This is a genomic window from Pseudactinotalea sp. Z1748, assembly GCF_049725185.1.
Lineage (GTDB): Bacteria > Actinomycetota > Actinomycetes > Actinomycetales > Beutenbergiaceae > CALKWS01.
Genome location: NZ_JBMPQB010000001.1, coordinates 606,316 through 627,773 on the forward strand (window position 1 = coordinate 606,316; position 21,458 = coordinate 627,773).

At 70.6% G+C, this 21,458-nt stretch carries 22 protein-coding genes; 21 read left to right on the top strand and 1 reads right to left on the bottom strand.

All coding sequences use genetic code 11. The features are described 5' to 3' along the window. Positions 1 to 44: 44 nt before the first annotated feature. From ACO0LU_RS02870 to ACO0LU_RS02945, 16 genes are all read left to right on the top strand, one after another. On the top strand, positions 45 to 317 hold the full coding sequence (locus ACO0LU_RS02870) for a hypothetical protein (RefSeq protein ID WP_424789909.1): 273 nt from the start codon (positions 45 to 47) through the stop codon (positions 315 to 317). Positions 318 to 544: 227 nt separating this feature from the next. Continuing rightward, on the top strand, positions 545 to 1,804 hold the full coding sequence (locus ACO0LU_RS02875) for a substrate-binding domain-containing protein (protein WP_424789910.1): 1,260 nt from the start codon (positions 545 to 547) through the stop codon (positions 1,802 to 1,804). A 63-nt stretch (positions 1,805 to 1,867) separates the two neighbouring features. Beyond that, positions 1,868 to 2,629 (top strand): ABC transporter ATP-binding protein, encoded by a 762-nt coding sequence (locus ACO0LU_RS02880; RefSeq protein WP_424789911.1) that lies wholly within the window; start codon positions 1,868 to 1,870, stop codon positions 2,627 to 2,629. Continuing rightward, on the top strand, positions 2,626 to 3,345 hold the full coding sequence (locus ACO0LU_RS02885; RefSeq protein ID WP_424789912.1) for an ABC transporter ATP-binding protein: 720 nt from the start codon (positions 2,626 to 2,628) through the stop codon (positions 3,343 to 3,345). The genes ACO0LU_RS02880 and ACO0LU_RS02885 overlap by 4 nt, the downstream gene beginning before the upstream one ends. Continuing rightward, complete coding sequence (locus ACO0LU_RS02890) at positions 3,342 to 4,217, top strand: branched-chain amino acid ABC transporter permease (RefSeq protein WP_424789913.1); 876 nt, start codon at positions 3,342 to 3,344, stop codon at positions 4,215 to 4,217. The genes ACO0LU_RS02885 and ACO0LU_RS02890 overlap by 4 nt, the downstream gene beginning before the upstream one ends. Next, the gene (locus tag ACO0LU_RS02895; protein ID WP_424789914.1) at positions 4,214 to 5,383 is read left to right on the top strand and encodes a branched-chain amino acid ABC transporter permease; all 1,170 of its coding nucleotides are present in this window, start codon (positions 4,214 to 4,216) and stop codon (positions 5,381 to 5,383) included. The genes ACO0LU_RS02890 and ACO0LU_RS02895 overlap by 4 nt, the downstream gene beginning before the upstream one ends. Continuing rightward, a complete protein-coding gene (locus ACO0LU_RS02900) occupies positions 5,380 to 6,909 on the top strand; it encodes a class I adenylate-forming enzyme family protein (protein WP_424789915.1) in 1,530 nt (509 codons plus the stop codon). The genes ACO0LU_RS02895 and ACO0LU_RS02900 overlap by 4 nt, the downstream gene beginning before the upstream one ends. Beyond that, positions 6,906 to 7,529, top strand: a complete 624-nt coding sequence (locus ACO0LU_RS02905; RefSeq protein WP_424789916.1) for a TetR/AcrR family transcriptional regulator — start codon at positions 6,906 to 6,908, stop codon at positions 7,527 to 7,529. Before ACO0LU_RS02900 ends, ACO0LU_RS02905 begins: the two co-directional genes overlap by 4 nt. Beyond that, on the top strand, positions 7,522 to 8,268 hold the full coding sequence (locus ACO0LU_RS02910; protein WP_424789917.1) for a 3-hydroxybutyrate dehydrogenase: 747 nt from the start codon (positions 7,522 to 7,524) through the stop codon (positions 8,266 to 8,268). Before ACO0LU_RS02905 ends, ACO0LU_RS02910 begins: the two co-directional genes overlap by 8 nt. After that, positions 8,265 to 9,197, top strand: coding sequence for an alpha/beta fold hydrolase (locus ACO0LU_RS02915; RefSeq protein ID WP_424789918.1), 933 nt, complete (start codon positions 8,265 to 8,267; stop codon positions 9,195 to 9,197). The genes ACO0LU_RS02910 and ACO0LU_RS02915 overlap by 4 nt, the downstream gene beginning before the upstream one ends. Continuing rightward, positions 9,194 to 10,009, top strand: a complete 816-nt coding sequence (locus tag ACO0LU_RS02920; protein WP_424789919.1) for a CoA transferase subunit A — start codon at positions 9,194 to 9,196, stop codon at positions 10,007 to 10,009. The genes ACO0LU_RS02915 and ACO0LU_RS02920 overlap by 4 nt, the downstream gene beginning before the upstream one ends. Before the next feature lie 2 nt (positions 10,010 to 10,011). Then, on the top strand, positions 10,012 to 10,674 hold the full coding sequence (locus ACO0LU_RS02925) for a CoA transferase subunit B (RefSeq protein WP_424789920.1): 663 nt from the start codon (positions 10,012 to 10,014) through the stop codon (positions 10,672 to 10,674). Next, complete coding sequence (locus ACO0LU_RS02930) at positions 10,671 to 11,849, top strand: acetyl-CoA C-acyltransferase (protein WP_424789921.1); 1,179 nt, start codon at positions 10,671 to 10,673, stop codon at positions 11,847 to 11,849. The genes ACO0LU_RS02925 and ACO0LU_RS02930 overlap by 4 nt, the downstream gene beginning before the upstream one ends. Positions 11,850 to 11,889: 40 nt before the next feature. Then, a complete protein-coding gene (locus ACO0LU_RS02935; protein WP_424789922.1) occupies positions 11,890 to 12,948 on the top strand; it encodes an alpha/beta hydrolase in 1,059 nt (352 codons plus the stop codon). 253 nt (positions 12,949 to 13,201) lie between these two features. Further along, on the top strand, positions 13,202 to 13,618 hold the full coding sequence (locus tag ACO0LU_RS02940) for a DapH/DapD/GlmU-related protein (RefSeq protein ID WP_424789923.1): 417 nt from the start codon (positions 13,202 to 13,204) through the stop codon (positions 13,616 to 13,618). Positions 13,619 to 13,659: 41 nt separating this feature from the next. After that, positions 13,660 to 14,460: an exodeoxyribonuclease III gene (locus ACO0LU_RS02945; protein ID WP_424789924.1), complete on the top strand. Its 801-nt coding sequence runs from the start codon at positions 13,660 to 13,662 to the stop codon at positions 14,458 to 14,460. Positions 14,461 to 14,474: 14 nt separating this feature from the next. Here the strand turns inward: ACO0LU_RS02945 and galK are convergent, their stop codons facing one another. Next, positions 14,475 to 15,689: a galactokinase gene (gene galK, locus ACO0LU_RS02950; protein WP_424789925.1), complete on the bottom strand. Its 1,215-nt coding sequence runs from the start codon at positions 15,687 to 15,689 to the stop codon at positions 14,475 to 14,477. Between the two features lie 206 nt (positions 15,690 to 15,895). On the opposite strand from galK, the gene ACO0LU_RS02955 reads away from it, so the two are divergent. The 5 genes from ACO0LU_RS02955 (at position 15,896) to ACO0LU_RS02975 (ending at position 21,387) form a co-directional block, all read left to right on the top strand. After that, complete coding sequence (locus ACO0LU_RS02955) at positions 15,896 to 16,435, top strand: 2'-5' RNA ligase family protein (RefSeq protein ID WP_424789926.1); 540 nt, start codon at positions 15,896 to 15,898, stop codon at positions 16,433 to 16,435. A gap of 70 nt (positions 16,436 to 16,505) precedes the next feature. Then, positions 16,506 to 17,711: a YihY/virulence factor BrkB family protein gene (locus tag ACO0LU_RS02960; RefSeq protein WP_424789927.1), complete on the top strand. Its 1,206-nt coding sequence runs from the start codon at positions 16,506 to 16,508 to the stop codon at positions 17,709 to 17,711. 15 nt (positions 17,712 to 17,726) lie between these two features. Further along, positions 17,727 to 18,827 carry a mannose-1-phosphate guanylyltransferase gene (locus ACO0LU_RS02965; RefSeq protein ID WP_424789928.1) on the top strand — a complete coding sequence of 367 codons (1,101 nt, stop codon included), beginning with the start codon at positions 17,727 to 17,729 and terminating at the stop codon, positions 18,825 to 18,827. 32 nt (positions 18,828 to 18,859) lie between these two features. Next, positions 18,860 to 20,077 carry an amidohydrolase gene (locus ACO0LU_RS02970; RefSeq protein WP_424789929.1) on the top strand — a complete coding sequence of 406 codons (1,218 nt, stop codon included), beginning with the start codon at positions 18,860 to 18,862 and terminating at the stop codon, positions 20,075 to 20,077. Positions 20,078 to 20,274: 197 nt separating this feature from the next. After that, positions 20,275 to 21,387, top strand: coding sequence for a BMP family lipoprotein (locus ACO0LU_RS02975; RefSeq protein ID WP_424789930.1), 1,113 nt, complete (start codon positions 20,275 to 20,277; stop codon positions 21,385 to 21,387). Positions 21,388 to 21,458: the final 71 nt, after the last annotated feature.

Here is a 21,458-nt window from a genome sequence, read left to right on the forward strand (position 1 = left end):
CTAGGAGGGTGAGACACCAGGGGAGAACTACCCACCGCAGCGCCGTGATCCACCTCCTGGCCGCCGGGGTGATCGGGCTGGTGGTGATCGGCATCCAGTTGGCCACCGCCGGCGTGACGCCGTGGTTGATGCCGACGGTGGCGCTGGTGGGCTTCGGGGCCTACGCACGCTACCGCGCGGCGGTGTCCCAGGCCCGGGTGGTCGAGACCCTGGGCGCCGGCACCCGGGCGCCCTCCGGCGCTGCCCTCGGCTGGGTGCTCGGCGCAGCAGGATCGGTGATCGCGGCGCTCGCGATCACGTTCTGGTTGATGTCCTAGTCCCCGCGCCAGGCCATCGCACCGCCGGACCCGAGGTCCGCGGTCGCACTCGTATGCCGCCCTGCCGGCCCTTCATCCGCGCCCTGGAGTACCGCCTCCGGCGCGGGTCGACGGCGTGCGCGGCTTGACAGGGATGGCGGACGCAGTTCATGATTCATGAAACCTGAATCACCTGTCATGTCCGGGCCAGGCGCCCGGCGTGGCACTCAACGAAGAGGCGGTCCCCCGTGCGTGTACAAACCAAGACCCTCGTGGCCACGATGGGCCTGGCGGCCCTCCTGGCCGTCGGTGCCTGCGCCCCCAGTGCCGACGGTGGTGGCGGCGGAAGTGATGCCGGCGACGACGGCGACCAGGGCGAAGCCGATCCCGCCTCGGCGGAGGACGCAGCGTCCGGGGGCGATCCGGTCGAGGTCGCCCTGATCACCTCCACCACCGGCCCCCTGGCCGCCTACGGTGACACCTTCATCGAGGGCTTCCACGCCGGCTTGGACTACGCCACCGACGGCACCGGGCAGATCGACGGCATGGAGGTCGTCGTGGAGATCCTCGACGACGGCGGCGACACCGACCGTGCCATCACCGCCGCTCGCGACGTCATCGGCCAGGGCTACACGATCATGACCGGCACCGCCGTTTCCGGTGTGGCGCTGGCGCTCGCCGAGCAGGCCGAGCAGAACGAAGTGCTCTACATCTCCGGTCCGGCCGCCGCGGACGCGGTCACCGGGATCAACGACTACACCTTCCGCTCCGGGCGCCAGTCCCTGCAGGACGTGGCCACCGCGGGCTCCTTCATCGACGTCGAGGGCTCGAAGATCCTCGTCTTCGGCCAGGACAACGCCTTCGGTCAGGGCAACTTCGCCGCCGTCGACGGCATCCTGGGCGCCCAGGGCGCCGAGGTGTCCTCGGTGATGATCCCCGAGGACGTCACCGAGTTCACCCCGTTCGCCGCGCAGGTTCTCGATGCCGACCCGGACATGGTCTTCGTGGCCTGGGCCGGGGCCACCTCCGGTGCGATGTGGCAGTCCCTGAGCCAGCAGGGCGTGCTGGACGACATCACCGTGGTCACCGGACTGGGCGATGCCTCCACGTTCAACGCCTACGGCGAGGCCTCGGACCAGATCGACTTCCTGAACCACTACTTCCCAGGCGCCCCGGACAACGCGATCAACGACTTCCTGGTCGCCCACGTCGAGGAGGCCGGTGGCACCCCGGACCTGTTCACCCCGGACGGGTTCACCGCCGCCCAGATGATCGTGCACGCGATCAGCACCGCCGGCGGCGGCGATGACGTCGACGCGATGATCGCGGCGCTGGAGGGGTGGAACTTCGAAGGGCCCAAGGGTGACTACACCATCCGGGCCTCCGACCACGCCCTGATCCAGCCGATGTACCAGGCCCGGCTGGCCCAGGACGACGAGGGCAACTGGGTTCCGGAGCTGGTCTCCACCGTCGACGGCGCGGACGTCGAGCCGCCCGAGACGAACTGACCCTGCGCTGACCCGGGCCGGTCCGCGCCAGCCGCGGACCGGCCCTTCCCAGGAAGGCCCCCCATGTCTCCCACACCAGTTGCGTTGAGCGTGCAGAACCTGAGTTTCGCCGTCGGTGGCATCAGGATCCTCACCGACGTGAACCTCACTGTCCCCGCCGGGGAGATGCTCGGCGTGATCGGCCCCAACGGGGCAGGCAAGACCACGCTGTTCAACATGATCTCGGGCATCTACCGGCCCACCGCCGGCAGGATCGAACTCGCCGGCCGGGACATCACCACCGCAGCGATCCACCACCGGGCCCGGGCCGGGCTGGGCCGCACCTTCCAGACCTCCAACCTGTTCCCGGGACTGAGCGTGCTGGAGAACGTGCGGCTGGCGGCCCAGCGGGAACTCGGTGGCAACCTGTCGGTGCTGCGCTTCCCGCGCTGGCGCGACGAGGCCACCATGATCGCCCGTGACCACCTGGCCGAGGTCGGCCTGAGTGATCTGGTGGACGTGCAGGCCGGAGGTCTCAGCCACGGGGACAAGCGCAAGCTCGAGATCGCGGTGCTGCTGGCGATGAATCCCCGCGTGATCCTGCTCGACGAGCCGATGGCCGGGGTCTCCCGCGCCGACGTGCCCGGACTGTCCGAGGTGATCCGTGGCATGCACCGTGACCACAACTGCACCGTACTGATGGTCGAGCACCACATCGACGTCGTGATGGACCTGGTCCAGCGCGTGGCCGTGCTGCACCAGGGCGCCATCCTGGCACTGGACTCCCCGGAGGCGATCATGGACGACGCGGCCGTGCAGAGTGCCTACCTGGGGACGGCGGCATGAGCGCGCTGCTGCAGGTCGAGCACCTGTCCGCCGCCGTCGGTGGCCAGCAGGTGGTCGAGGATGTGTCGTTGAGCGTGCCGGAGGCCGGGGTGACCGCGGTGCTCGGCCGCAACGGCGTGGGCAAGACCTCCACGCTGAAGGCGATCATGGGCTTGATCACCCGGTCCGGCCGGGTCACGTTCGCTGGTGAGCGCATCGACTCCGAGCACACCCACAGGATCGTCCGCCGCGGCATCGGGTACGTGCCCGAGGACCGGGAGGTGTTCGCCGGGTTGACCGTCGCGGAGAACCTGCGCCTGGCGGTGCGCGATTCCGACCCCCGCCACGATCTGGTCGAGGCCCTCTTCCCCGACCTGGTCCCGCGGGCCGACCAGCGCGCCGGGACGCTGTCCGGCGGGCAGCAGCAGATGCTGTCCCTGTCCCGGGCCCTGATCAACCGCAACCGGCTGCTACTGGTGGATGAGCCCACCAAGGGTCTGGCGCCACGGATCGTGGACCAGGTGGCGCAGGCGCTGGAGGAAGCCGCCCGCACCGCCCCGATCCTGCTGGTGGAACAGAACCTGCCGGTGATCGAACGCCTCGCCGACGCGGTCGTGGTCATCGACGCAGGCGTGGTGGTGCACACCGGCAAGGCGGCCGAACTACTGGCCGATGAGGACGCCGTCCAGCGCTTCCTCGGCGTAGCCACCCACCCGACCACGGAGGTGCAGACATGAACACCGTGGTGCTGCTGCTCGTGACCGGCCTGGGACTGGGCGCGCTGTATTTCCTGATCGCCTCCGGGCTGTCGCTGATCTACGGCCTGATGCACGTGCTGAACTTTGCCCACGGGGTGTTCCTGTCGCTGGGTGCGTTCGTCGGCTGGGAGGTCGCCAAACGATTGGATCCCAGCACCTGGGGTGGCTTCGGCCTGGCCCTGCTGGCCGGGGCGGTCGCCGGCGCCGTGATCGCCGCGCTCACCGAGTTGTTCCTGATCCGCCCGCTGTACAACCGGCACATCGAGCAGGTCCTCATCACCGTGGGCCTGGGCCTGGTGGGGGTGGCCTTGTTCGAGGGTGTCTGGGGCACCGACCCGGTGTTCATCTCCGGGCCCAGCTGGTTCGGCCAGACCACCCCGATCATGGGGGCCAGGGTCCCCAACACCGTGTTCATCACGATCGCCGTCGCCGCGGCGCTGCTGCTGGGCCTGGTGCTGTTCCTGCGACACACCCGGTACGGCCTGATCATCCGCGCGGGCGTGGAGAACAGGTCCATGGTGACCGCGCTGGGGATCGACGTACGCCGCTCCTTCACGCTCGTCTTCGCCATCGGCGGCGCCGCCGCCGGCCTCGGCGGGGTGCTGGCCTCGCAGTACTTCGGGTACGTCTCGGCACACATGGGCCAGACGCTGCTGATCTTCGCCTTCATCGTCACCGTCATCGGTGGGCTCGGCTCACTCGGCGGTGCCGCGATCGCCGCGATCCTGGTGGCGGTGCCACAGCAGTTCGCCAACTACTACTGGGGCGTCGGTGACCTGATCGCGGTGCTGGCCCTCGCCGTCGTCCTGTTGCTGCGCCCCTCCGGCCTGCTGGGAGTGAAACGAGCATGAGTACCGACACCCGGAACCACACCGAGGCCACCGCCGCCGCCCAGCCGGCCGAACCCGGAGCCGACCAGGTACGCCGACCCAGCCGCCGGGTCCCAGTGCTCGTGGGCCTGGCGATGGTGGTGGCCGTGGCCTGCCTGCCGCTGCTTGATATCTCCGTCCCCGGGGTGCTGCCCGGCGCCACCTACACCCCCGGCACCATGCACCTGCTCGCCCTGTGCATGATCTACGGCGCCCTGGCGCTGACCTACCACCTGGTCTACGGGGTCGCCGGGATGCTCAGTTTCGGGCACGCGCTGTACTTCGCCGCCGGCGCCTATGGTCTGGCGATCGTGCTGCAGCGCACCGACATGCCACTGCTGATCGCCGCGGTGCTGGTCCTGGTGGCCGCCATCGCGCTGGCCACCCTGGTGGGGGCGGTGTCGTTGCGTGTTTCCGGGGTCTCCTTCGCGATGGTGACCCTGGCTTTCGCGCAGGCCGGCAACGTGATCGCCCGGCGGAACCCGGGCGGCTACAGCGGCGGGGAGGAAGGCATCGGCCTGGCCACCGCGAACGTGCCGGACGCGCTGGTGGGGGTGGTGAACACCCGCAACATGTACTGGTTGGCGCTGATCCTGCTGGTGGTGGTCTACGTGGTGGTCACCTGGGTGCAGCGCTCCCGCGCCGGGCACGTGGTGGAAGCCACCCGGGAGAACGAGATGCGGGTGCGGGTGCTGGGCCAGGCGCCCAACCTGATCCGGCTGCTGACCTTCGCCATCGCGGGCACCCTGGCCGCCGCGATCGGGATGACCTACCTGCTGTTGCAGTCCCAGGCGGTCCCGACGATCTCCTCGGCCGAGTTCACCATCCAGGCGCTGATCATGGTGGTGCTGGGCGGCGTGGGATCCCGCTGGGGCGCGATCGTGGGGGCCCTCACCTTCACCATGCTCAACCAGCGGCTGTCGGTGCTGGCCTCCTCCGAGGCCGTCGAGGGTCTGCCCACGGTGCTGCGGATCCCGATGAGCGAACCGGCCTTCATCCTCGGTACGCTGTTCATCTTGGTGGTGCTCTTCCTGCCGGGTGGCATCGCCGGCGGACTGCGGCGGGTGGCCACCCGGGTGGTCGGTGGCAAGGGTGCCGCGCAACGGCGCAAGGCACGCGAACGACGCCGGCTGGAGGAGATCGCGTGAACACACTCGAGCCCGGCGGTCATACCCTGGGTCGTTGGACCGCCGATCACGCCCGGTTGACCCCGGGGAAGGTGGCCATCGACGAGTGCGGAGTGCGCACCACGTACGCCGAACTCGACGCCCGCGCAACTGCGCTGGCCGACCGGCTGCTGCGGGCCGGTTACCGCAGTGGTGACCGGGTGGCCACGCTGACCCGCAACAGCACCGCACACGTGGTGCTGTTCTTCGCCTGCGCCAAGGCGGGACTGGTGCTGGTGCCGTTGTCGTGGCGGCTCGGCACCGGTGAACTGACCTATCTGCTCGGGCACGCACGCCCGGCGCTGATCGCTGTGCAACGAGCCTTCGCCGACGATCTCGACGCGACCGGGGCCCTCGGTAGCGCACCGGTGGTGTTCCTGGAGGACCTCGACGAGGGGGAGGTGCCGGCGCCGGCACGCACCCGAGCCGGACCGGGCCGTGCACCCCGGGACGACGACCCGCTCCTGATCGTGTATACCTCCGGCAGCACCTCCAGCCCCCGCGGGGTGGTGCTCACCCACGCCAACTGCTTCTGGACCAATCTGTCCCTGTCCGGTGTGGCCGGGATGACCACCGAGGACGTGGTCCTGGCCGTGCTGCCGCAGTACCACGTGGGCGGGTGGAACGTGCAACCGTTGCTGGCCTGGTGGCGGGGGGCCACCGTGGTGCTGGAACCGGACTTCGACCCGGAGCAGGTGCTCGGCGTGCTCACCCAGCACCGGGTGAGCACCATGATGGGAGTCCCCTCCCACTACCGCATGATTGCCGAGGTGCCCGGATTCGCCGGGGCGGACCTGTCCGGCCTGACGCACATGGTGGTGGGCGGTGCCCCCATGCCTGCCGAGCTGCTGCACACCTGGCACGACCGAGGGGTGCGGGTGATCCAGGGCTACGGCCTCAGCGAAGCCGCCCCGAACGTGCTGCTGGTCCCGCCCGAGGATGCCTTCACCCGCGTCGGCTCGGTCGGCAAGCCCTACCCGCACGTCGAGGTGGCGCTGGCCGAGGTCGGTACCGGGGACCTGATCACCGGCGCCGGCAGCGGGGAACTGCTGGTCCGCGGCCCGGCCGTGTTCGCCGGCTACCACGACGACCCGGAGGCCACCGCCGCCGCGTTCACCGGCGACTGGTTACGCACCGGCGACCTGGCCACCAGGGACGAGGCCGGCTACTACCGGGTGGTGGACCGGTTGTCCAACATGTACATCACCGGCGGGGAGAACGTGGCACCGGCCCAGGTCGAGGGCGTCCTGCGGCGCCATCCGCAGGTGGCCGACGCCGCCGTGATCGGGGTGCCCGACGAGCGCTGGGGTGAAGTGGGCCAGGCCGTGGTCGTGCCCATCGACCCGGACCGGCCACCGGCACCGGAGGAACTGCTCGCTCATTGCCGCGCCGAACTGGCGACGTTCAAGGTTCCCCGCTCGGTGCGGTTCGTCACCGAGTTCCCGCGTACCGCGCTGCACAAGATCCGCCGCGGCGCCCTGATGCCTGAGCCGAAGGAGAGCCGATGAGTGCCCCACCGCGTACCGAACGAGGATCGCGCACCCGCACGCGGATCCTGGCCGTGGCCGCCGAGGTGTTCGCCGAGTACGGGTACCACGAGGCCTCGATCGTGAAGATCACCACAGCGGCGGACGTCGGGCAGGGCACCTTCTACCTGTACTTCTCCTCCAAGCAGCAGGTGTTCGAGGAAGTGGTGCGGGACCTGAACTCCCGGGTGCGCGGGGCGATGCACGAAGCCTCCAGCGCCGAGACCGGCCGCATTGCCGCCGAGCGTGCGGGTTTTCGCGCGTTCTTCCGCTTCACCGCCCAGAACCCCGCGTTGTACCGGATCATGCGCCAGGCCGAGTTCGTCGCCCCGGACGTGCTGCACGTGCACTACGAGACCATCGCCCGCGGCTACGTCGCCGGCCTCACGGCCGCCCAGGAACGTGGCGAGGTGGCCGCCGATCTGGACCCGGAAGTCACCGCATGGGCCTTGATGGGCATCGGCGAACTGGTCGGAATGCGGTGGGTGACCTGGACCGAGGGCCAGGCTCCGGAGGAGCTTCCCGAGGCTGTTCTCGACGGCATCATGACGCTGATCGAGCGGGCGCTGGCGCCCGGAGGGGCAGGGCAGGGCGATGACTGACCTGACCGGGAAGCACGCGGTGGTGACCGGGGGTGCCGCCGGGATCGGCGCGGCCTGTGCCCGCGCGCTCGCGCGGGCCGGTGCCCAGGTGCTGGTGGCCGACCGTGACGAGTGTGCCGCCGAGGCGCTGGCCGCCGAGATCGGGGGCCGGGTCTGGGCCGTGGACCTGGACCAGACCACCGTCCTGGCCGAGGCCACCGTGCAGGCCGACATCCTGGTCAACAACGCCGGGATCCAGGTGGTGGCCCCGATCCAGGAGTTCGACCCGGCCGACTTCCGCCGGATCCAGCGGATCATGGTCGAAGCCCCGTTCCTGCTCATCCGGGCCGTCCTCCCGCACATGTACGCGCGGGGTTGGGGTCGTATCATCAACATCTCCTCGGTACACGGGCTGGTGGCCTCGCCGTACAAGAGCGCCTACGTCACCGCCAAGCACGCCCTGGAAGGGTTGAGCAAGGTGACCGCCCTGGAGGGTGCCGCCCACGGTGTGAACAGCGTGTGCGTCAACCCCGGGTACGTGCGCACCGCCCTGGTGGAGCAGCAGATCGCCGACCAGGCCCGGGTGCACGGCATCGGTGCGGAGGAGGTGCTGGAGAAGGTGCTGCTCACCCAGCAGGCGGTCAAGCAACTGGCCGAGCCCGACGACGTCGCCGACCTGGTGCTCTGGCTCACCGGCCCGCACTCGACCATGGCCACCGGTTCCTCCTTCGGCCTGGACGGGGGGTGGCAAGCCCGATGAGGACGCACACCTACCGCACCGTGGACGTGCCCGTGGACGGGGGGTACCTGCGCGCGGGGATCTGGGAGCCCGAAGCGCCCGCACCCCTCACGCAGGAGCCACCGGTGCTGGCCATCCACGGCATCACCGCCACCCACCAGGGCTGGTTACGGCTGCCCGCGCTGCTGCCCGGCAGGCGCATCATCGCCCCGGACCTACGCGGCCGGGGCCGCTCGAACACCCTGCCCGGCCCGTATGGGATGGCCCGGCACGCGGCGGACCTGACATCCCTGGTGCGGCACCTGGGCGTGGCCGAGGTGACCGCGCTGGGTCATTCGATGGGCGCCTTCGTGGCCGTGGTGCTGCAGGACCGCCAGCCGGATCTGGTGCGGGACATGGTGCTGGTCGATGGCGGTCTCCCGCTGGAGATCCCGGCCGACGCCGACCCGGACCTGCTCATGCAGGCAGTTCTGGGCCCGGCGCTGCAGCGGCTGCGGATGACGTTTCCCGGTCAGGAGGCCTACCGCGACTTCTGGAGCGGTCACCCGGCCTTCGGTCCCGAACTGGTGGCGGAACTGGCGCCCTACTTCGACTACGACCTGGAGCCGGACGGCGACGGCTGGCGGCCGACCTCGGCCGTCGAGGCGGTCGCGGCCGACCAGCGCGAACTGGTCACCGGGGACCTGGTACACCGGGCCCTGGTGAATCTCGCGACCCCCACCACATTCGTGCACGCCCCCCGCGGCCTGCTCGATGACGCCCCGTTGTACCGTCCCGAGCACGTTCGGGCCTGGGCCGAACGTCTGCCCTGCCTTACTATGGAATGGGCCGACGACGTCAACCACTACACCGTCGTGATGTCCGCCGCGGGAGCGCGGTTGGTGGCCGCGCACCTGGCCGGGCGCCCCGCGGCGGATCCGACGATGACGACGGAAGGAGTACGACGATGACGACGACCACAGCTGGGCCGCCGGCGCAGAGTGCCGGCTTGGACAAGGTGGTGGACTCCCCGGCGATCGCGGTGGCTGATATTGGTGATGGTGCTTCGTTGGCGGTGGGTGGGTTCGGGTTGAGCGGTAACCCGGTGGCACTGATCGAGGCGTTGCTGGCCCAGGGGGCGAGTGAGTTGTCGGTGGTGTCGAACAACTGCGGGGTGGAGGACTTTGGGCTCGGGCTGCTGCTCGGGGCCGGACGGCTGGCGAAGATGACCGCCTCCTACGTGGGGGAGAACAAGGACTTCGAGCGCCAGTACCTCTCCGGTGAACTGGAGGTGGAGTTGACCCCGCAGGGCACGTTGGCGGAGAAACTGCGAGCGGGAGGATCGGGGATCGCGGCGTTCTACACCAGGGCCGGGGTGGGCACCCAGGTCGCCGAAGGCGGGTTGCCGATGCGGTACGCCCCCGATGGGTCGGTGGCCAAGGCCTCCCCGGCCAAGGAGGTGCGCACCTTCGGTGCCGGCGGCACGGAAGCCGAGTACGTCCTGGAGGAGGCGATCAGTTGCGACTTCGCCCTGGTGCACGCGATGAAGGGGGACCGCTACGGCAACCTGGTGTTCAACAAGGCCTCGCGCAACTTCTCTCCCTTGGCGGCGATGGCGGGGCGGGTGTGTGTCGCCCAGGTGGAGGAGCTGGTGGAGCCGGGGCAGATCGATCCGGACGAGGTCCATCTTCCCGGGATTTATGTGCACCGGCTGGTGTATGTGGGCCGCGACTTCGAGAAGCGGATCGAACGGCGCACGGTGCGCCAGGAAGCGGGGCGGTGATCATGGCTCTGACTCGTGAGCAGATGGCGGCCCGGGCGGCCCTGGAGTTGCCTGATGGGGCGTATGTGAACCTGGGCATCGGGATGCCGACGCTGGTGCCGAACTATGTGCCGGCGGACAAGGCGTTGGTGCTGCAGTCCGAGAACGGGATCCTGGGAGTGGGCCCCTACCCGGTGGAGGAGGAACTGGATCCGGATCTGATCAATGCCGGCAAGGAGACGGTGACGGTACTGCCCGGGGCGGCGTTCTTCGATTCGGCGATGAGTTTCGGGATGATCCGCGGTGGCAAGATCGATGCGGCGATCCTGGGAGCGATGCAGGTCAGCGCCGCTGGGGACCTGGCGAACTGGATGATCCCGGGCAAGATGGTCAAGGGCCCCGGCGGGGGGATGGACCTGGTGTACGGGGCGCGCAAGGTGATCATCCTGATGACCCACACCGCCAAGGACGGTAGCGCCAAGATCGTCGATGAGTGCTCGTTGCCGCTGACGGGTAAGGGTGTGGTGGACCGGATCATCACCGATCTGGCCGTCATCGACGTCACTGCCGAGGGGTTGGTGCTGGTCGAGACCGCACCAGGAGTGAGTGTGGAGGAGGTCAAGGCAGCCACCGAACCCAAACTGACGGTGGCCAGTGACCTGACCAAGGTGGAGGTAGGGGCATGAGTGACATCGTGATTGTGGCTGCGGCGCGCACCCCGCAGGGGCGGATGAACGGTGCGCTCTCGACGCTGCCGGCCACCGAACTGGGTGGCCATGCGATCAGAGCGGCCCTGGAACGCGGCCGGGTGCCGGCCGAGGTGGTGGACGCGGTCTTCATGGGCCAGGTGCTGCAGGCCGGCGCCGGGCAGGCACCGGCCCGGCAGGCCGCGATCGCCGCCGGTGTGGGGTGGCGAGCCCATGCCACCACGGTGAACAAGGTTTGCCTGTCCGGGTTGAGCGCCATCATCGACGCCACCCGGCTGGTGCGTTCCGGTGAGGCCCAGGTGGTGGTGGCCGGCGGGATGGAGTCGATGAGTCTGGCCCCGCACCTGCTCACCGGATCACGCAAGGGCTGGGCCTTCGGTCCCACCACCGCGATCGACCACATGGCTTATGACGGGCTGACCGATCCCTGGAGCGGTGAGGCGATGGGGCTGGGCACCGACCGCCGTCGGGACGTCTTTCCCACGACCCGCGGCGAGCAGGACTCGGTAGCCGCCGCCTCCCACCAGCGCGCCCAGGCTGCGTGGCAGGGCGGACGGTTCGACGCCGAGGTAGCCCCGGTCACGATCCGCACCCGCCGGGGGGAAACGGTTGTGGAGCGCGATGAGGGCATCCGTCCCGACACCACCACCGAATCGCTGGCGAAGCTGGCGCCGGCGTTCACCCCCGAGGGCCACATCACCGCCGGGAACGCCTCCCAGATCAGCGACGGGGCCGCGGCCGTGGTGGTCACCACGGCGCAGCGGGCCGCTGAGCAGGGCTGGGATGTGCTCGCCGCTTTGGGGGCCTGCGGGCAGGTCGCCGGCCCGGATGCGTCATTGCAGGAACAGCCCGCCGCGGCGCTCGAGGTGGCCCTGGACCGGCAGGGTTGGGCTGTCGGTGAGGTGGACCTGCTGGAGATCAACGAGGCCTTCGCCGCCGTGGTGATCGGCTCGGCCGCCCGCCTGGGCGTGGACGTGTCCGTGATCAACCCCGACGGCGGCGGGATCGCCCTGGGCCACCCCATCGGCGCCTCGGGCACCCGCCTGGCCGTCCACGCCGCCCACCGCATCGCCGCCGGGGAGGCCACCCGCGCCGCCGTCGCCCTGTGCGGCGGCGGCGGGCAGGGCGAGGCACTGCTGCTGCATACCCCCTAGGCGTGCACGCGCCCCGCACGGCCAGACCCGAGGAGAGACCATGACCACCCCGACCAGCACGGCCGTCACCGAGACCGACGTGGACACCGGCCGGCTGCGCACCCACGTCCGGATGGCCGGGGAGGCATCCGCTGAAGGCGGCACGGTGATCCTGGTGCACGGCAACTGTTCCTCCTCGGCGTTCTTCCACCGGTTGCTCACCACCCTGCCCGAGGGCTGGCGTGGCATCGCCCCTGACCTGCGCGGCTACGGCGACACCGAGGTGGCACCACTGGACGCGACCCGCGGCATGGGCGAGCTCTCCGATGACGTGATCGCCCTGATGGACGCACTCGGGGTGGAGCGGGCCGCGTTCGTCGGCCACTCCGCCGGGGCGGGTGTGATCATGCAACTGGCGATCGACCATCCCGGCCGGGTGGCCCGGATGCTCCTGGAGGCGCCCGCCTCGCCCTATGGGTTCGGCGGCACCGCCGGCACCGACGGCACACCGGTGTGGCCCGACTTCGCCGGCTCCGGGGGAGGCACCGCCAACCCGGATTTCGCCGCGGCCATCGCGGCCGGGGACCGCAGCACCGACCACCCGCACTCACCGCTGTCGGTGTTCCGGGCGCTGTATGTGGCACCGGGCACCGAACTGGCCGATGAGGACCTGCTGCTGGACTCGGTGCTGTCCACCACGATCGGTGCCGGAAACTATCCGGGCGATTCGGTACCCAGCCAGAACTGGCCGGGTGTGGCGCCCGGCACCACGGGGATCAACAACGCCCTGTCACCGAAGTACTACGACGTCTCCGCATTCGCGAACGTGCCGCAGGTGGGTCCGGTGCTGTGGGTGCACGGGGACGCGGACGCGATCGTGTCCGACACCTCCTCGCTGGACTTCGGCCAACTCGGCGCCCTGGGCGTGGTGCCCGGCTGGCCTGGCGCCGACACCTACCCGCCGCAGCCGATGGTCAGTCAGATGCGCGCGGTTCTGGAGGACTACGCCGCGAACGGCGGTACCTACCGCGAGGTGGATCTGCCCGGCATCGGCCACAGCCCCCACATCGAGGCCCCTGAGGTGTTCGGGCACCTGCTCGAAGAGTTGCTGACCGGCTGAGGGCGGCCCGGGCTGCGGGCTCGGAGGCCGCCCGCTGAGCGAGTCTGCGGTCGTTGTTGCTGCTGCTGCCGGCGCCGGTGCTGGACACCGGTCGTGCGACCGGTCACCGGTACCGCGCGTCCGCGGACCGGCACGACAGGGACGGCACGGTGGGCATTGATGCACTCGGAGCAAGCCCGCCCGGCGTGTGTGGCACATCCGGAATCTTCGCAGCGGGGCCGACGTTGGAACAGATGACGAGGTGTAACCCGATTTGAAGGAGGACATATTGGCCCGCAGGCGGCGCAAGTACGAGGAATTCGAGGACGACGACGGCACCCTGCTCCGGTATGCCTACCACCCCAACGGAGGTGGCCTGGTCTCGTCCAAGGCGACGGTGCACCCGACCGCATCGGTGGCTCCGGCAGCCTACGTCGACCCCGGCGCACGTGTGGGTGAACGCGCCCGGTTGGACCAGCGTGCCTGGGTGGACCGCGAGGCGGTCGTGGCGGCCGAAGCCGTCATCGGTGCGAACACCCACATCGGGGCCCGCGCGGTGATCGGTCGGGGAGCGCGTGTGCGCGATGGCGCGGTGGTCGCCGCCGGGACGAAGGTGCCCGACCACGGGGTGGTCGAGCCGGACACGGTCTTCACGGTCGAGGAGGCCAGCGGCTACGGCACCGCCGCCTGAAGCCGGCCGGGGCACCCGTGCCGGTGGGCGAGGATGGGGGGATGCTGAAAGTCTCCACCGTGAACGTCAACGGCATCCGAGCCGCCTATCGCCGCGGGATGGCCGACTGGCTGGTCGCCGCCGATCCGCAGATTTTGCTGCTCCAGGAGGTGCGGGCCAGCGATGAGATCATCACCGAGCACCTCGGGCCGGACTGGCACCTGATCCACCGGGCCGGTGCCGCCAAGGGTCGCAACGGTGTGGCCGTGGCCTCCCGGCACCCGATCACCGCCGTGCGCTCGGGGCTGGGGCCACCCGAGACCGAGACCGAGGACCAGGTGGGCCGCTGGGTCGAAGCCGACCTGGACGTGCCGGGACCGGGCAGGATCACGGTGGCCTCGGCCTATGTGCACTCCGGCACCGCCGGCACTGCCTCCATGGATGACAAGTACGCGTTCCTGGACAAGGTGACCGCTCGCCTGGGTGAGTTGATCACCGGCGGCCGCGACGTCGTCGTCGGCGGGGACGTCAACATCGCCCACCGCGAGGTGGACATCAAGAACTGGAGGGGCAACCTGAAGTCGGCCGGCTTCCTGCCCGCCGAACGGGCCTACCTCGACGCCTGGTTGCAGCAGGGGTGGGTGGATCTGGGCCGGCGGCACGGTGGAGACGGGCCCGGCCCCTTCACCTGGTGGTCATGGCGCGGCCAGGCCTACAACAACGACGCCGGCTGGCGCATCGACTACCAGTACGCCACGCCGGATCTGGCCGAGAGCGTCACGTCGGTCCGGGTGGACCGAGCCCCGTCCTACGCCGAACGCTTCTCCGACCACGCGCCGCTGACGGTGACTTATGGCCGCTGAGCCATGCCCGGGCGTCAGTGCGCCGGCGCGGCGGCCTCGGCTCTCAGGAACGCCGGATCGCGGTGCCCGGCGGCGCTGAACGCCTCGGCGACGTGTGCGGCGATCCGTTCGGCGCCGCCGCGGGGAATCAGCGCGATCGCCGAGCCACCGAACCCGCCGCCGGTCATCCGCGCACCCAGCGCACCGGCCTCGCGGGCCGCCTGCACCGCGGTGTCCAGTTCGGCTGCGGAGACCTCGTAGTCGGTGGCCAGGGAGGCGTGCGAGGCATTCATCACCGCGCCAGCCCGTGCCCAGGAGCCAGCCCCCAGCAACCCCACGAACTCCTTCACCCGGGCGATCTCGGTGACCACGTGGCGCACCCGGGCCCGGGTGGTCTCATCCGGCAGCGCCGCGAGGGCTCCGGGGAGCCCTGCCACGCTGATCTCCCGCAGCGTCTGCACTCCCAGCGTCGCCGCAGCCGACTCACAGGAGGCCCGGCGCTGCGCGTACTGACCATCGACCAGGGCGTGCTCGGCGCGGGTGTCGATGACCAGCAGTTCCAGGTCCGCGGCAGCCAGGTCGAAGGGCACCTGCTCCACCTGGCCGGACCGGGTGTCCAACAGCAGCGCGTGCCCGGCCCTCGCCCGCAGCGACGCCGCCTGGTCCAGCCCACCGGTGGGGGCGCCGGCGATCTCGTTCTCGGCACGCACGCACACCTGCGCGGCCCATGCCCTACCCGCATCGGTCCGTAGGTCCGGTCCGGTCCACTCGCTCCCGACCAGGCGCGCCAGGGCCATCGCGGTGGCGCAACCCAGCGCCGCGGAGGAACTCAGCCCGGCGCCGTAGGGGACGCAGGAGGCCACCGCCAGGTCGAACCCGGGTACCGGGACCCCCTCCTGGGCCAGCGCCCACGCCACCCCGGCCACGTAGGTGCCCCACCCCGAGACCGAACCGGGGCTCACCTGGGACAGGGGGGCCTCCCACACCCGGTCCTCCTTCTCCGAGACCAGGCGGACCCGGTCATCAGCCCGGGCCCGGGCCGTCACGAAGGTGCGGTGCGGCAGCGCGATCGGCAGGCACAGGCCGCCGTTGTAGTCGGTGTGCTCCCCGATCAGGTTCACCCGGCCCGGTGCCGAGGCGACCACCCCCGGGCCCCCGGCTGTGCCGCCGAAGGCGGCCGCGAAGACCTCCTCGGCCCTGCTGCGCCCGTGAGCTTCGGTCCACGCCTGGATGAGTGCTGAACTGTTCATGATCTCATCCTCTCAGCTCGAACACGGCGCCGGCAGCCCCGCAGCGGCACAACGCGGCAGGATCGGCGTACTCGCGCACCGGCGCCGCAGAGTAGCGTGGGAGCAGAACGCGGGCAGGTCAGAGGCGGGCGGGGCCCGGGACCGGAGGAGAGGGAGCAGGTGCCGATGTCGATGGGCCGACCCGAGCATCCGGGGGGGTGCCCGCGGTGACATTGCCCGAACGGGTGGGGGACCAGTTGCGGATCGGGGTGTCGATCCCGATCCCGGAGCCCTACAACTCCCGGCTGACGCGAGCCCGCGTCGAGGCCGGTGACCCGCACGCCTACTCGGTCCCGCCCCACGTCACGCTGCTGCCGCCGGTGGTGGTCGAGCCCGACCAGATGGGCGTCGTGGTGGACCACCTGAGCAACGTGGCCGACCGGTCCCGGCCGTTCGTGATGGAACTGAGCGGCACCGAGTCCTTCCGCCCGCTGAGCCAAGTGGTGTTCGTGAGCCTGCGCGCCGGCGCCCAGGAGTGCACGGCGCTGCACGAGGCCGTCAATGCCGGCCCGTTGCGCCAGGACCTGCAGTTCCCCTACCACCCGCACGTGACCATCGCCCACGACGTGCCCACGAATGACCTGGACCGTGCCGAGGCGGACATGGCCGGATTCGACGCGCTGTTCGCGGTGGCACACTTCTCCCTGTACGAGTTCGGGGACGACGGCGTCTGGCGGGATGTGAGTACGTTCGTGCTGTCCTCCTGACCGGTCGGCAGCGGGCGGGCCGTCCACCGACCGGAGTGCCCCGGCAGTCCGGACCAGGCATGCTGGAGGTATGGCGAAGTTCAAGGAATTCCTCGATTGGGCCGTGCGCACCCGGGCGGTGCGAGCACTGGGCCGGTACGGCAGCGCGAACGGGGCGCTGCTGTCCGGTGGGATCGCCTTCTCGGCCCTGTTCTCGATCTTCGCCGCCCTGGTGATCGGGTTCACCGTGTTCATGGCGGTGCTGGGGGGCAACGAGCCCCTGCGGGACTCGGTGCTGGACCAACTCGACCAGGTACTGCCCGGGATCGTGGACACCGGCGACGGCGGAATGGTCACGCCCGATCAACTGCAACTCACCACCGCCGGCGGGATCGCCGGGGCGATCGCGGTGGTGGTGCTGCTGAACACGGCGATCGGGGTGATCACGGCGCTGCGCAGCGGTGTACGGGCGATGTTCGGGATGGTGCGGCCCAAGGAGAACCCGGGGCTGGCGATGCTGCGTGATCTGGGCGGGTTCACCGTCCTGGCCCTGAGCGTGCTGGTCACGGCCGTTCTGGGCGTGGCAGCCGGGACGATGGCCACCTGGTTGCTGGACCTGATCGGCCTGGGTGATGCTCCCGGCGTCGGATTCCTGTTGCGCGCACTGGGTCTGCTGGTGGCCCTGGCGGTCGACACCTGCATCTTCATCTTCATCTACCGCGGACTGGCCGGGGCGCGCCCGGGCCGCCGGGACCTGATCATCGGAGCCATCATCGGCGGAATCGGAGCCGGCCTGCTGCGGTATCTGGGCACCTCGGCGGTAGGGGCCGTGGACAACCCGCTGCTGGCCGGATTCGCCGCCATCATCACGTTGCTGCTGTGGGTCAACCTGCAGGTGCGGATCGTGCTGATGGTCGCGGCCTGGACCGCCAACCCGCCGAAGAAGTTCAAGGTCACCCCGGACATGATCACCCACTACGACGAGGTTCCCAACTTCGTCACGGTCTCGGCCCCGCACACGTTCACCTGGGCCCACGACCCGGTCACCGGCCGGGTCCTGCCCATCGTCGAGGATCCGGTCCCGGAACCGGAGGAACCGTATTGGGGCGGCCTGATCGGCTGGGTGCGGGATTCGACCCGTCGCACGAAGGGCTCGGAGCCCGACTCGGCGGGGCCCGACCCGCAGGAGCGGGCCGCCGAGCACTCCGCGCCCTTCGACCTCACCGACCCGGGTGGGTCGAAACGGGACGACCGGGACGCCAAGCACGGGAACGGGCCCGGAACCGGCGGCGCGTGAACTAGCCTGCGCTGCATGCACGCGATCATTCCCGCCGGTGGGGCCGGCACCCGGCTGTGGCCGCTGTCGCGCCGGGACCACCCGAAGTTCCTGCACGACCTCACCGGCACCGGACGCAGCCTGCTGCAGGCCACCATCGACCGGATGACGCCGCTGGCCCGCTCGGTCACGGTGGTCACCGGCGCCCGGCACGCCCAGGTGGTACGGGACCAACTCCCACAGTTACCCGCCGAAGCGGTGCTGGCCGAACCCGCCCCCCGTGACTCCATGGCCGCGATCGGCCTGGCCGCAGCGGTGCTCGCGCGCCGGCACGGCGGCGAGGACGTGATCGTGGGATCCTTCGCGGCCGATCACGTCATCACCGACGAGGACGCCTTCGCCGAGGCGGTCGGCGCCGCCGAGGCCGCCGCCGCTGCGGGGTACGTGGCCACCATCGGGGTCGAGGCCTCCAGCCCCTCGACCGCCTTCGGTTACATCGAAGCCGGTGCGGAACTGACGCAGGTGCGGGCGGGGTTGCCCGTGCACCGGGTGCAGGCGTTCACCGAGAAGCCCGACGGCGACACCGCGGCCGCGTACCTGGCCACCGGCCGGTACCGGTGGAACGCCGGGATGTTCGTGGTGGCGGCGCGGGTACTGCTTGATCACCTGGCGCGGCACCATCCGGACCTGGCTGCCGGCCTGGACGCGATCGCGGCCGCCTGGGACGGCCCGGAGCGTGAGCAGGTGCTGGCGAGGCACTGGGCCGGGCTCCGCGCGATCAGCATCGACCACGCGATCGCCGAGCCGGTGGCCGCCCGTGGCGGGGTAGCAGTGGTTCCGGCGAGTTTCGGCTGGGACGACGTGGGGGACTGGGCGTCTATCCGGGCGGTTCTGGGCCCGGCCGGTGACGACGCCGCGGTGCGGGTGCTCGGTGACGCCGACCGGGTGCTCGCCCTGGATGCCCCCGGTGGCATGGTGGTGCCCGGCAGCGGACGTACGGTGGTGCTGGTCGGGGTGCCCGATGCGGTGGTGGTCGACACCCCGGATGCGATTCTGGTCACCACGGCCGCGCACGCGCAGCGGGTCAAGGACGCGGTCGCGGCACTGGCGCGGCCCGGCGCGGACCACCTGCTCTGAACGCGCCGGCCCGGGCAGGTACCCTCGACGTCGTGGTTTCCCCTTCCCCGGCGGCTGCGGCCCTGGCCGAACGCGTGCGCGCGCGGGCGGCCGACCTCAACGACGAACTGGTGGCGTTCCGCCGCGATCTGCACGCCCACCCCGAACTCTCCCGCGCCGAGCACCGCACCACCGACCGGGTGGCCACCCGGCTGGAGGCTGCCGGGCTGACGGTCCGCCGGTTGGAGGGGACCGGGCTGATCTGTGACATCAGGGCCCGGGCCGAGGGTCCCTCCCGGGGCATGGTGGCCCTGCGCGCCGACCTGGACGCGCTGCCGCTGACGGAGGTCTCCGGACTCGGGTTCGCCTCCACCGTGCGCGGTGTGGCCCACGCCTGCGGCCACGACATGCACACCGCCGTGGTGCTCGGCGCCGGGCTGGTGCTGGCCGAACTGGCTGCCGAGGGTGAACTGCACAGCGATGTCCGCCTGATCTTCCAGCCCGCCGAGGAGGTTCAACCCGGGGGCGCCCTGGATGTGATGCGGGCCGGGGGGCTCGAGGGGGTCGAGGCGATCTTCGCCCTGCACTGCGACCCCAAGTTCGACGTCGGCCAGGTGGGGACCCGGATCGGACCGATCACCTCCGCCTCCGACACCGTCACGGTGACCCTGTCCTCCACGGGTGGGCACACCTCCCGCCCGCACCTGGCCGGCGACCTGGTGGCCGCCCTCGGCCACGTGATCACCGCCGTCCCGGCGATGCTCACCCGCCGGATCGACCCGCGCTCGGGGGTCAACCTGACCTGGGGTGCGGTGCGGGCCGGCAACGCCCCCAACGCGATCCCCTCGGTGGGCAGCGTCACCGGGACGCTGCGCTGCCTGGACGCCCGGGCGTGGGCGTACGCCCAGGAGATCCTGGTCGATGTGGCCAAGCAGGTGGTGGCACCGACCGGGGTGGAGGTGGACGTCCAGATCGTGCGCGGGGTGCCGCCGGTGGACAACGACGAGAAGTCGGTCCGGTTCCTCGACGACAGCGCCCGGACCGCGCTGGGCCCGGACTCGCTGCAACTGACCGAGCAGTCCCTGGGCGGGGAGGACTTCGCCTGGTACCTGACCGAGATCAAGGGTGCGATGGCCCGCCTCGGCACCCGGACCCCGGGCGGACGCACCTACGATCTGCACCGTCCCGATGTGATCTTCGACGAGGACGCGATCGGGGTGGGGGTGCGGTTGTTGACCCAGGCCGCTGCCCGGGCCGGCCGGGAACGCTGAGAACCGCGGCCCGGGCCCCATAGCGGTGCCAGTGCCTGCCGGTGGAGGTACCAGTTGGATAACAACCGCACCCGGTATGACCCGAACCCGCCTGCGCCACCCCGTTTCGGGTCTACCATCGGGCCGGTCGCCGCATCCCTGGCGACGGCACCGACGCCACATGCCCCCCGGCCTGTCCACCCCCACAGGAGTCCATCGTGAAGAAGCCCATCTACGCCACGGCCGGCCTGGCTGCTGCCGCGCTCGTCCTCGCCGCCTGCGGCGCCGCCCCGGAGGATGAGGACCCCGCCGGTGACACCGGTGCCGAGGGTATCGACCAGGATTTCATGGCCTGCATGATCTCCGACGAGGGCGGTTGGCACGACGCCTCGTTCAACGAGTCCGGGTACGAGGGCCTGACCCGGGCCGCCGCGGAACTGGGTGTGTCGATCCAGGACGCCGAGTCCACCGACCCGGCCCAGTACGCGGGCAACGTTGACGCGATGGTCCAGGAGGGCTGCGACCTGACCTTCGGTGTCGGGTTCGCCCTCGAGGACGACATCCAGGCCGGCGCCGAGACCAACGAGGACCTCAACTTCGCCCTGATCGACTCCGCGTTCAGCGACGACGAGGGCAACCCGGTGGACCTGCCCAACGCCAAGCCGGTGCTGTTCAACACCCACGAGGCCGCCTACCTGGCCGGCTACCTGGCCGCCGGGATGACCGAGACCGGCACCGTGGGCACCTACGGCGGGCGCCCGTTCCCGTCGGTGACGATCTTCATGGACGGCTTCGTCGACGGCGTCGCCGGCTACAACGACACCCACGGCACCGACGTGGAGGTGCTGGGCTGGGACAAGGAGTCTCAGAACGGCTCCATGACCGGTGACTTCGAGAACCCGGAGAACGGCTACAACACCACCCAGCAGTTCATCTCCGACGGCGCCGACGTGATTCTGCCGGTGGCCGGGCCGGTGGGCTCGGGCTCGCTGCGCGCCGCGGACGAGCACGAGGGCATCATGGTGATCTGGGTGGACGCCGACGGATACGAACAGCCCGACAACGAGGCCTACGGCCAGTACATCCTGACCTCGGTGCTGAAGATGATCGGCAACTCCGTCTTCGACACCATCGAGGCCGCTGCGGCCGGCGAGTTCGACCCGACCCCCTACGTGGGCACCTTGGAGAACGGTGGGGTGGATATCGCCCCCTACCACGAGTTCGAGGACCAGGTCCCCGACGAGCTCAAGTCCGAGATCGATGAGTTGCGCGAGCAGATCATCAGCGGTGAACTGCAGGTGGACTCCCCCAGCGCGGTCGAGATCGGCTGACGTCGACGACCACGGCGACCCGGGCTGCGAAGGGCCCGGGTCGCCGTCGTCCACCCCGCTACAGTGCGGGC

Bases quoted from the DNA above. Each gene is read 5' to 3' on its own strand.
- ACO0LU_RS02965 (WP_424789928.1), top strand. From the start codon at position 17,727: ATGCACGCGATCATTCCCGCCGGTGGGGCCGGCACCCGGCTGTGGCCG.
- ACO0LU_RS02945 (WP_424789924.1), top strand. From the start codon at position 13,660: ATGCTGAAAGTCTCCACCGTGAACGTCAACGGCATCCGAGCCGCCTAT.
- galK (WP_424789925.1), bottom strand. From the start codon at position 15,689: ATGAACAGTTCAGCACTCATCCAGGCGTGGACCGAAGCTCACGGGCGC.
- ACO0LU_RS02885 (WP_424789912.1), top strand. From the start codon at position 2,626: ATGAGCGCGCTGCTGCAGGTCGAGCACCTGTCCGCCGCCGTCGGTGGC.
- ACO0LU_RS02880 (WP_424789911.1), top strand. From the start codon at position 1,868: ATGTCTCCCACACCAGTTGCGTTGAGCGTGCAGAACCTGAGTTTCGCC.
- ACO0LU_RS02930 (WP_424789921.1), top strand. From the start codon at position 10,671: ATGAGTGACATCGTGATTGTGGCTGCGGCGCGCACCCCGCAGGGGCGG.
- ACO0LU_RS02960 (WP_424789927.1), top strand. From the start codon at position 16,506: ATGGCGAAGTTCAAGGAATTCCTCGATTGGGCCGTGCGCACCCGGGCG.
- ACO0LU_RS02915 (WP_424789918.1), top strand. From the start codon at position 8,265: ATGAGGACGCACACCTACCGCACCGTGGACGTGCCCGTGGACGGGGGG.
- ACO0LU_RS02935 (WP_424789922.1), top strand. From the start codon at position 11,890: ATGACCACCCCGACCAGCACGGCCGTCACCGAGACCGACGTGGACACC.
- ACO0LU_RS02890 (WP_424789913.1), top strand. From the start codon at position 3,342: ATGAACACCGTGGTGCTGCTGCTCGTGACCGGCCTGGGACTGGGCGCG.
- ACO0LU_RS02895 (WP_424789914.1), top strand. From the start codon at position 4,214: ATGAGTACCGACACCCGGAACCACACCGAGGCCACCGCCGCCGCCCAG.
- ACO0LU_RS02910 (WP_424789917.1), top strand. From the start codon at position 7,522: ATGACTGACCTGACCGGGAAGCACGCGGTGGTGACCGGGGGTGCCGCC.
- ACO0LU_RS02920 (WP_424789919.1), top strand. From the start codon at position 9,194: ATGACGACGACCACAGCTGGGCCGCCGGCGCAGAGTGCCGGCTTGGAC.
- ACO0LU_RS02905 (WP_424789916.1), top strand. From the start codon at position 6,906: ATGAGTGCCCCACCGCGTACCGAACGAGGATCGCGCACCCGCACGCGG.
- ACO0LU_RS02925 (WP_424789920.1), top strand. From the start codon at position 10,012: ATGGCTCTGACTCGTGAGCAGATGGCGGCCCGGGCGGCCCTGGAGTTG.